This window comes from Streptomyces sp. NPDC040405, from assembly GCF_055595765.1.
Genome location: NZ_JBVIVI010000025.1, coordinates 1 through 8,838, shown reverse-complemented (window position 1 = coordinate 8,838; position 8,838 = coordinate 1). Strand labels below are relative to the sequence as shown.

11 protein-coding genes are annotated in these 8,838 nt (G+C 69.7%); all 11 read left to right on the top strand.

What is annotated here, in order from left to right; genetic code table 11:
* Nucleotides 1-165 precede the first annotated feature (165 nt).
* Complete coding sequence (locus ACZ59A_RS43515; RefSeq protein ID WP_470971046.1) at nt 166-498, top strand: hypothetical protein; 333 nt, start codon at nt 166-168, stop codon at nt 496-498.
* A 319-nt stretch (nt 499-817) separates the two neighbouring features.
* Entirely contained in the window at nt 818-1,102 is a 285-nt protein-coding gene (locus tag ACZ59A_RS43510) for a hypothetical protein (protein WP_470971044.1), read from the top strand.
* 84 nt (nt 1,103-1,186) lie between these two features.
* On the top strand, nt 1,187-1,423 hold the full coding sequence (locus ACZ59A_RS43505) for a hypothetical protein (protein ID WP_470971042.1): 237 nt from the start codon (nt 1,187-1,189) through the stop codon (nt 1,421-1,423).
* An 85-nt stretch (nt 1,424-1,508) separates the two neighbouring features.
* The gene (locus tag ACZ59A_RS43500; protein ID WP_470971039.1) at nt 1,509-2,321 is read left to right on the top strand and encodes a hypothetical protein; all 813 of its coding nucleotides are present in this window, start codon (nt 1,509-1,511) and stop codon (nt 2,319-2,321) included.
* A gap of 553 nt (nt 2,322-2,874) precedes the next feature.
* Nucleotides 2,875-3,165, top strand: coding sequence for a hypothetical protein (locus ACZ59A_RS43495; RefSeq protein ID WP_470971036.1), 291 nt, complete (start codon nt 2,875-2,877; stop codon nt 3,163-3,165).
* Between the two features lie 659 nt (nt 3,166-3,824).
* Nucleotides 3,825-4,205 carry a hypothetical protein gene (locus tag ACZ59A_RS43490; RefSeq protein ID WP_470971034.1) on the top strand — a complete coding sequence of 127 codons (381 nt, stop codon included), beginning with the start codon at nt 3,825-3,827 and terminating at the stop codon, nt 4,203-4,205.
* Between the two features lie 75 nt (nt 4,206-4,280).
* The gene (locus tag ACZ59A_RS43485; protein WP_470971031.1) at nt 4,281-4,655 is read left to right on the top strand and encodes a hypothetical protein; all 375 of its coding nucleotides are present in this window, start codon (nt 4,281-4,283) and stop codon (nt 4,653-4,655) included.
* A gap of 165 nt (nt 4,656-4,820) precedes the next feature.
* On the top strand, nt 4,821-5,336 hold the full coding sequence (locus ACZ59A_RS43480; RefSeq protein ID WP_470971028.1) for a hypothetical protein: 516 nt from the start codon (nt 4,821-4,823) through the stop codon (nt 5,334-5,336).
* Between the two features lie 1,205 nt (nt 5,337-6,541).
* A complete protein-coding gene (locus tag ACZ59A_RS43475) occupies nt 6,542-7,030 on the top strand; it encodes a hypothetical protein (protein ID WP_470971026.1) in 489 nt (162 codons plus the stop codon).
* A gap of 185 nt (nt 7,031-7,215) precedes the next feature.
* On the top strand, nt 7,216-8,298 hold the full coding sequence (locus tag ACZ59A_RS43470; RefSeq protein WP_470971023.1) for an ArdC-like ssDNA-binding domain-containing protein: 1,083 nt from the start codon (nt 7,216-7,218) through the stop codon (nt 8,296-8,298).
* A 78-nt stretch (nt 8,299-8,376) separates the two neighbouring features.
* Nucleotides 8,377-8,577: a hypothetical protein gene (locus ACZ59A_RS43465; RefSeq protein WP_470971020.1), complete on the top strand. Its 201-nt coding sequence runs from the start codon at nt 8,377-8,379 to the stop codon at nt 8,575-8,577.
* Nucleotides 8,578-8,838: the final 261 nt, after the last annotated feature.

The window sequence follows — 8,838 nt, the reverse complement described above, 5'->3', positions numbered from 1 at the left end:
GGGGGGGGGGCCTCCTCTTGGGGGAACCGCGGTTCCAGAGGGAGAGAGGGAGGAGGGGGAAAAAAAAAAAAAAAAGGGGGGGGGGACGGGGGGGGGGGGGGGGGGGGCGCCCCCCCCCCCCCCGGCCCCCACCCGAAACCCGAACCCGACACGAGGAAATGACACATGCAGGCCACCATCCGCGTCACCGCCGTGCACGCGGCCCGCGCCCTGGCCTACCTCGCCCGCCAGGACGCCGGACCGCCCCCGGCAGACGCCGCAGAACGCGACACATGGCGGGAGAAGCTACGCGCCGACCACGAGACCTACCGAGCCCGCCGGGCCATCGCAGTGGGGACGGACCGGCTCGACACGATCCGGCGGGCAGTCGAGGCCGAACGGTACGACGCCTGCGCCCACCAGGACCTCACGGAGGCTCTGGCCGCCGTTGAGCACGGAGGCATGTCCTGCTGGAGAGCGACCCCGTACGGCATGGTCTGGGTCGACAACGAGGTCTGACCGTCCGACCCGGCGGAGAAAGCGGACCGGCGACCGCCCTGCTAGCAGGACCCCCCGCACATGTGCACCTGTGCGACAGGCTGGCGCGGTCGCCGGTCCTATCTCGAAACCCAGAACACCCAACCGAGAAAGCAACCCGAGGAGGAGGAACTGAGTTACTCCAGGATAGCGGGTCGGAGCAGGGCAGTGAAAAAACGTGCACGAAGCACACCTGCCACCCCTTGAAATCACTGTTAAGACTGGTATTATTATTTTTGCTGGAAGGGGGTGGCACTCCTTCCGGCTCCACTCGAAGCCCGCACCACCGGAGGCACGGATCATGACCACCAACCTGGAGTTCCCGGAGACCGCGCTGACGGCCCTGCGTGACGGCCTCATGGCCGCCGCCGCCGACGACGACCGCACCCCGCAGGAGGAACTGGACGGCCTCAGCGACAGCGTGCTCGCCGCCTACTGGCATGGCTACCTCACGGCCAGCAAGGCCGGGCACACCGGCCAGAACCTGCACACCGCCGCCTTCCGCAGGGCATGGGAAGCCCCGATGCGTTCGGTCTGCACCAACACCGATCACCTTCGGGCCGTCCTCGCCGAGTCGCTGAGGTAGCCCAGAGCCCGCCCCCCGGGGCGGCGGATGGCACCGCCGCCCCGGCCCCGCTCGAAACCCCCACCGACCGAGGAGAAACGCACCATGCCCGGCACTGCCGCAGACGCCAAGACCAGCACCTCCGTGACCCGTACCCTCCACGAACCCGAGATCGACCGACGCAGCGCCAACTCCCCGTACTTCGGCGTGTCCTGGTGCGACCTCTGCGGCGATGACTTCGCCGTCCACCGATCGCTCACCATCAAGGAAAGCGAGTTCACCGACATCACGACCCGCGACACCTGGAAGGGACAGATCGTCATCGCCTGCGACCGCAGCTGACGCTCCCAGCCCGACCGGGGGCGGCGGATGGCACCGCCGCCCCCGGGCCCACTCGAAACCCGGATACCGCAAGGAGAGTGCACGGATGACCTTCACCCCCGCCCCGGCCCTCACGGGCGGCGACGCCGCCGCCGCCCGCAACCGCCGGAACCTCCTGGCCGCTGGCCATCGCGGCCGGATGCTCGCGGAGACCATCGGCCGCCCGATCCTCCGCGCCAGCAAGGCCGCGCAGACGTACCGCGCCGCCGCTGCGGATATCGAAGTCGGCCGATGCAACGCCCCCGGGCATCGCTGGCTCCGCGACCAGTCCGCCGTATGCCACCAGCGGGCCCGCATCGCCGCTGACGAGGAGGCCCTGGCCGTGGAGAACGGGCAGCCAGCCCAAGCGGCGCGGTGGGCAGCCTTCGCCGCCGCCTACGCGAAGGCGGGCAGGCACCTCGGCCGCATCGTCCTGTGCGAAAGCGACGCCATCACCATGCTGAACGGTGCCGCCGAAGCCCTGGAGAAGGCCGCCCTACCCGGTCCGGCGCAGGCGGGAGAGCCCGAAGGGATCGCCCCTTTGTCCAGCGTCCCGACCTTTCGGATCGACACCGGCCGCCAAGCCCTCGCCGCCGCCCGACGCGGTGACGGGGGAGTGCTCAAGCACATCAATAGCGTGGTGGTCGAGCTGCTGCTATTCGCCTGCTACGCCGAGGGACAGCACGAAACCGGCTATCACGCGGCCACGCACGCCTTCCGCGCCCTGGACGTCGCCCGCAAGACCGCGTCGCAGGGTGACGGACAGGACATGGACCCTGATGCCCTGGCCGCCGCCTTCCAACTCGCCGAGCAGGCCCTGGACACGGCCGAGGACATCACCACCCAGGCGAACGAGCCCATCGAGCCCGTCGCTCACTGACCACGCAGGCATCGTTCGGGCCGGGGCGCGGCAACGCGCCCCGGCCCGAACGCATTCAAGGAGAGGCACCCGACCATCCCCCAAGACTCGGCCCCGGAGCCCGCACATGACCGGTGATAACTGGCGCCCACGACCGATCGATCTGCCAGACGCTCACCTGCCCAACTCGGCCCCCCCGGTATGGACCTGCCGCCAGTGCTACACCCCGTGGCCGTGCCCGACCGCCCTGCCGTACCTCACACAGCACCGATGCATCTGCGGCAGCACCTCCTACTGGGAGAAGAAGAGGCCCCGCCACTGGCATCTCGGCCCTCCCTGCTACACCCACGCGGATGCCATGAACGGCCTAGCCTCAGAGCTTCGCCAGCAGCGCGAGGCGAACCCGCATTACCCGCCCAGCCACTACTACCCGGAAAAGCCCCGACGCCGCCGCCGACAACGCCCGCCGTACGCCCACACGCCCAGCCAGCCCGGCGACATCAAGCCCGGTACCACACTCTGGGTCCACCCCGGGGGGCTCCACCCGGGGTGGGGCGACATTCACCACCTGGCCATGCTGACCAGACTCAACATCACGAAGTGCGAGGTCTGGCTCTGGCTCGACAGCACCGTCCACCTTGTCCGGCCCGAACATCTCGAACTCGACATCTCCCCGATCCGCAACGCTGCCCGCGCGGAGGGTGTGAAGACCTTCCATCAGCAGTACGGCCGCCCACGTCCACTCCTGCCCGAATGGGATTGGACCGGCTGGACCCTGGCTCAGCACATCGACCACCAGGAGCGACAGAAGCCCCCACCGTCCCGGGCCACCGAAGCAGTCCAAGAGCACCTGTTCGCCAACTGACACCCGGCCGGTTGCTCCGTGGTGGTGTGGCTGGTCGCGAGGGTCGGGCGGAATCTGGTGCGGGTGGGCGGCGGTTGCCCCGCTGGGGCCGGACCGGGTGGCGGTGCGTTGTTGGTGGGTGCCCGGCCCGGGGGGCCGGGGTGCGAGGGGCGCTTCGGCGCCGCCCCCTCGCGCTCCCCAGGCGCTGCTGTGGCTGGGGGTGCAGTGTGAGGTGTTGGCTGGGTGGGTGGTGCACCGGCCCGTTGGGCCGGTTCTGGGGGGCTGCGCGCCCCCCAGGCCCCCTGCGCCAGCGCGGCGGCGCTGGACCCGCGGCGTTTGACAGGCCCCGGGCATCGCGTGGTCTTCCCGCGGAGTGCGGGTTGGTCGAGTCGGCGAGGTGCGGGTGGAGCCCGGGGGCGGGGTCGCTGAGCGGTTGACGTGACCGGCCGTCACCCGGCTACCGCTCCGCCGTGGCGGGCGCGGAAAAGATGGCTGGCAACGGCGGGGGGTGGGCCCGGCCCGGTGACCCTCTAAAGGATCATGGAATTCCTGGGAAAAGTCCTGGTCAGGGGGCGTTCTGGGCTTGAATATCGGGCCCATAGCCCGTAATATTGTTCTTGTTGGGAGGGGGTGGCACTCCGAACAACACCACTCGAAACCCGCACCACACGGAGGAATCCATGAGCGAGCAGTTCAGCCCCGAGCGGCAGGCCGAGGCCGAGGCGATTGGCCAGGCCACCTACCGGGCATTGCGCGCCGAGATGATCGAGGCGGCCGACCGGCGGGAGGTTGACGGCCCCCTGCTCGTCGAGGGGCTAGAGGTCGAGGCGGCCTATCAGGCCGCCCGCGAGGCTCTGGCGAAGGCTCACGCCAACCGCCGCCAGGCTCTTTACGCGATGTGGCGCGCAACCAAGGACGTCCGCGCCGTCGCGGCCCTCATGCCGAAGACCGTCACGGCCAAGACCGTGCGAAACGCGGTGCTGTGGCTCGCACCCAACCAGGATTTCGAACCTCTGCCCCTGTGGCGCACCGACGACGAGAAGGCCGACGCCGCGAACTGACCCGACCGGGCGGCGGATGGCACCGCCGCCCGGCCCCGCTCGAAACCCGCACCGCGCACCACAGGAGAGCAGGCCATGAAGTTCAAGATCCACACCACATTTGGCCACGACGGTAGCCCCGCCCTGTCCCCGCTGGACACGCATGAGGCCGCGCGCGAGTTCACCGCAGCGCTGGCCGACCTCTTCCAGGTCGAGCCCGCCCGCGTCGTCCATGACGAGTACCGCGCCCCCGCATACGTGTGGACCAACGTCACCGTTTCCCTTCCGGCCATCGGAACAGCGGTGTTCAGTGTCGACAGCCGGAAGGACGGCCTCCGCGCACTCCGCCTCTACCTCAACAACAAGCCAGTCACTTTCGACTGGACGCCGGGCAGCAGCGCCGGGCGGGCACTCGCCGAAGCGGTGGCCGCCCACCAGGACCGCGAACCGCAGGACGCCCGTCAGGGCTGAATAGCCCCCCGGGGGCGCAGAGTGCCCCCGGGCTTCCAAAAAGACCCCGGGTGGACCCGCTCCAGCTTCCAAATCGAGACTTTAGCTAGTAATATTATTTCTGTTGGACGGGGGTGGCACTCCGGTCAACGCCACTCGAAACCTGAACAACCACGGAGGAACCCCGTGATCATCACCACCATCAAGCACAACAAGGTCTACGGCACCACCGCACGCCTCAGCTCTAACCACCCCTGGATCAGGTCGACCCTCCAGAAGTACGGATTCGAGTGGTCCCACTACATGAACGCGTTTGTCGCCCCTGGCACCCGCTCCTGGCCGTTCGATCACTACAGGTTCGCCAGGCTCACCAGCGAACTCCGGCGACACGGATTCCCCGTCAAGACGATCATCGACAACAGCGAGCCCACGGTCGACCCGGTCGCCGACGCTCTGGCCGAGCTGTTCGATCTCGCATGCGCCGTCTACCGGCTCGGTGTGGCACTGGCCGAAGACATGCTCGCCCGTCCCGACAAGGTCACCGTCGATCGCCTGCGTCGGGTTGAGGACGCCGTGGATTGGGCCTACGTCCAGGCGGATGAGATGGAGCGACGGCCCGGCGTCTACGGGCACCCCGAGATGCGAAGCATCCGGAGCCTCTTCACCCAGGGGGCGACGGCTGCTGGACTGCCTCCCTTCTGAGCTACCGGCATTGCCGAAGGGGCGGACGCCGAAGGCGTCCGCCCCTTCGGCCTCTCTGGGGGCCGTCGCGCGATGGGCGCCGGTTGGCCGGTGGTTGTGCGATGGCCGCGAGTGTCGGCGGATGTTGGCCCGAGTGGGCGACGGCGGCGCCGTCGGGGTGGGGCTGGGTGCGCGGCATCGTCGGGGCGTGCCCGGCCCGGGGGGCCGGGTGCGAGGGGCGCTTCGGCGCCGCCCCCTCGCGCTCCCCAGGCGCTGCTGTGGCTGGGGGTTGGTGGGGTGTGTGTGGGGTTGTGGTCGGTGGGCGGTGGTGGTGTCGGGGGTTGCTTTCCTCGTGGTCGCCGCCGCGGTGGTGGCTGGTGTCGGGGGGTGGTTGGGGCGGTGGCGACCTCGAGGACGCTTGCGTTTCCGGACCCGGTGGGGCCTGGGTGGGTGGTGCACCGGCCCGTTGGGCCGGTTCTGGGGGGCTGCGCGCCCCCCAGGCCCCCTGCGCCAGCGCGGCGGCGCTGGACCCGCGGCGTTTGACAGGCCCCGGGCATCGCGTGGTCTTCCCGCGGAGTGCGGGTTTCGTTGTCGGGTGCGGCCCGGTTCCCGCGGCGTGGCGGCCGGTGGGGGTTTTCATCGCACCTGCGGTGCGATCCGGCCGTGCGCCGCAGTCGGCGGGCGTGGCCGCCCTTCTTTTTGCGGCCCGCAGGTCGCTGGCGCGCCCTGCGGGCTGCGGGCGCTTCGCGCCCTTGCGCGCGTCCCCGGGGGGCTCCTCCGGACGCCCGCCCCCCGGGGAATGGGGGGCGGGCTGAACACCGCCGTGGCCGGGGCGAGTTCACCGCGTCGTTGTCGGGTGCCGGCCGCGTCGTGGCCGGGGCAGTGGGCTGAGGTCGAGGCGGGGTCCGGGAAGGGCTGATCGAGGTCGGTGAGGTGCGGGTGGAGCCCGGGCCGGGGCCGGTGGGCGGAATCGGCGGGCGGCTTACATGACCAGCCGTCACCCGGCTACCGCTCCGCCGTGGCAGGCGCCGAAAAGACGGCTGGCAACGGCGGGGGTGGGCCCGGCCCGGTGACCCTCTAAAGGATCATGGAATTCCTGGGAAAAGTCCTGGTCAGGGGGCGTTCTCAGCTTGAATATCGGGCCCATAGCCCGTAGTATTGTTCTTGTTGGAAGGGGATGGCACCCCGAACAACACCACTCGAAACCCGCACCGAAAGGGACGGATATGACCGTCAAGATCAGCAACTCCCTCCCCGCCGCCGCGAAGGCCAGCGAGGCCCCCCGGCCGGTCACCGCCGTCGTCACCACTCGCCACCCGAAGACGGGGCTTGAGGTCAACTACCGCATGACCGTGAGCACCGTTGAGCGTGCGGAGCTGATCAGTGAAACGGGCGTCGCGGTCGGTCTGGCCGCCCGCCTCACCATCCAGGAGCGCGCCGGGCAGCACCCGGTCACCATCATGGCGAGCCGCCTTGTCGGCGAGGGGGAGTGGTACATCGACGCCATGACCGAGCGCAGTGGTCGCGTGCACCGCTCGCGCCTCTTCGGGGACCGCCAGGGTAGCCCCCGGCGACTCATGGCCGACATGGCCGACGTGCTCACGCTCCGCGCCATTGAGGACCGCTTGGTTGAGGAAGGCTTGCCCGGCGAGCCGCTCAAGCTGACCCAGGTCAAGAGCAAGCGCAAGGCGAAGAAGGCCGCTGTCAAGGCGTGACCCGGAGGTCGGGGCCGGGGTGCACTAGGTGGCGCCCCGGCCCCGGGGCAAGGGTGAAATCCCTGGCCATAACCCTGATCTGACTTTCCAAAACCCGCTCTAAGCTGGTATTATTAATTCTGCTGACAAGGGGTGGCGTCCCGGTCAGCACCACTCGAAACCCGAACCTGACGAGAGGCATCGAGATGGCCACCAAGACGACGCGCAGGCGCTCCACCACGAAGAAGCGTCGATACTCCAAGTCCCCCGAGGAGCGCGCAGCCGAGGTAGAAGCCCTCCGCGAGCAGCTGAACGAGGCGATTGCATCCCTGGTCTCCGCCGAGGGGTGGCGGGCGATGCTCCGTGTGACCGTCGCGAACATCGGCCGCTACTCCGCGAACAACATGATGCTGATTCTGGCCCAGTGCCCGAACGCCACCCAGGTTCGGGGACGTAAGGCGTGGAACGATCGCGGCCGCCTGATCCGCAAGGGGCAGACGTCGTTGCGGATCTTCGCTCCGATGACGGCGATCAAGGAGAAGGACAAGGACGGGAATCCGGTCTTGGACGAGAACGGCCAGGAGAAGAAGCGGACCCTCTACAAGGCCATATCCGTCTTCGACATCAGCCAGACACGCCCCATGGACGGCACGGAGGAGGCCCAGCCGGAGGCCGACGAGCCTGTCTATCAGCTCGGCGAGAAGGTGCACGGTGATGCCCCCGCCGAACTCTGGGAGCGCCTGACCCGGCACGCCGAGGGACACGGGTACACGGTCAGGCTCGGCGCGACTGGCGAGGCCGACGGATACACCAATCCCGAGACGGGCGTGATCGGCATCCAGGCCAGCGACCCCGAAGCCCACCGGACGATCACGCTCGCCCACGAGGCCGGACACATCGAATGCGGCCATGTCGCGGACATGGAGGAGTACCGCAAGCACCGGGGCCGTATGGAATGCGAGGCCGAATCCGTCGCGTACATCGTGGCCGGAGTGGCCGGGTTGGACGCTGCCCTTACCTCCGTTCCGTACATCGCGACATGGGCGGGCAGCACCGCCGAGGAGGTACGCGAGACCCTGTCCGCCGCGAGTGCCACCGTCGTTCGCGCCGCACGCGCCATTCTCGACACCACAGACCCGGCGGATGAGAAGGCCGAGGCGGAGCGCGTTGCCGACGAGGCCGCCCACGCGGTCTACCAGCAGGAGCGCGCCGAGATGATCGAGGCCGACCAGCGGCGCGAAGCCGCCCGAACGGCCGCCAGCGCGCAGGAAGTCCCCGCCGTGGCGTGACCGCCACGGGCCGGGGCGGCGGTGCCATCCGCCGCCCCGGCCCACCCGTCCCAACCCTTCAGGAGAAGCGGCAACACCATGACGTACGAACCCGTGAAGTTTGACCCCTACATGCTCTGTAAGTGCGGCACTGCAGTGCACCGGGGCGAAGCCCAGACGATGCATGCGGACCAGCGGCACAGCGAGCGTTTCCCCGCCATCTGGCAAATCGTCACCAAGGAGGCGCACGCGACCGCAGGATGGGGCGTCGAGGGCTACCCGGACCACGTCACCGCCTGAGAGCAGGCCGCGCCGGGGGAGACTGCCCCGGCGCGGCGGTGGCGACGGCGGGTGTGGGGTGGTGTGGCGGGTCGCGCCGCCGTGTGGTCGCTTGCTGCAGTTGGGCGACGGCCGCGCTGCTGGGGCCGGGCCGGGTGCGCGGCGTCGTTTCGGTGTCCCCGGCCCAGGGGGCCGGGGTGCGAGGGGCGCTTCGGCGCCGCCCCCTCGCGCTCCCCAGGCGCTGCTGTGGCTGGGGGTGCAGTGTGAGGTGTTGGCTGGGTG

Excerpts from the sequence above, each read along its gene's own strand:
- ACZ59A_RS43515 (WP_470971046.1), top strand. The coding sequence starts at position 166 with ATGCAGGCCACCATCCGCGTCACCGCCGTGCACGCGGCCCGCGCCCTG.
- ACZ59A_RS43510 (WP_470971044.1), top strand. The coding sequence starts at position 818 with ATGACCACCAACCTGGAGTTCCCGGAGACCGCGCTGACGGCCCTGCGT.
- ACZ59A_RS43505 (WP_470971042.1), top strand. The coding sequence starts at position 1,187 with ATGCCCGGCACTGCCGCAGACGCCAAGACCAGCACCTCCGTGACCCGT.
- ACZ59A_RS43500 (WP_470971039.1), top strand. The coding sequence starts at position 1,509 with ATGACCTTCACCCCCGCCCCGGCCCTCACGGGCGGCGACGCCGCCGCC.
- ACZ59A_RS43495 (WP_470971036.1), top strand. The coding sequence starts at position 2,875 with ATGCTGACCAGACTCAACATCACGAAGTGCGAGGTCTGGCTCTGGCTC.
- ACZ59A_RS43490 (WP_470971034.1), top strand. The coding sequence starts at position 3,825 with ATGAGCGAGCAGTTCAGCCCCGAGCGGCAGGCCGAGGCCGAGGCGATT.
- ACZ59A_RS43485 (WP_470971031.1), top strand. The coding sequence starts at position 4,281 with ATGAAGTTCAAGATCCACACCACATTTGGCCACGACGGTAGCCCCGCC.
- ACZ59A_RS43475 (WP_470971026.1), top strand. The coding sequence starts at position 6,542 with ATGACCGTCAAGATCAGCAACTCCCTCCCCGCCGCCGCGAAGGCCAGC.
- ACZ59A_RS43470 (WP_470971023.1), top strand. The coding sequence starts at position 7,216 with ATGGCCACCAAGACGACGCGCAGGCGCTCCACCACGAAGAAGCGTCGA.
- ACZ59A_RS43465 (WP_470971020.1), top strand. The coding sequence starts at position 8,377 with ATGACGTACGAACCCGTGAAGTTTGACCCCTACATGCTCTGTAAGTGC.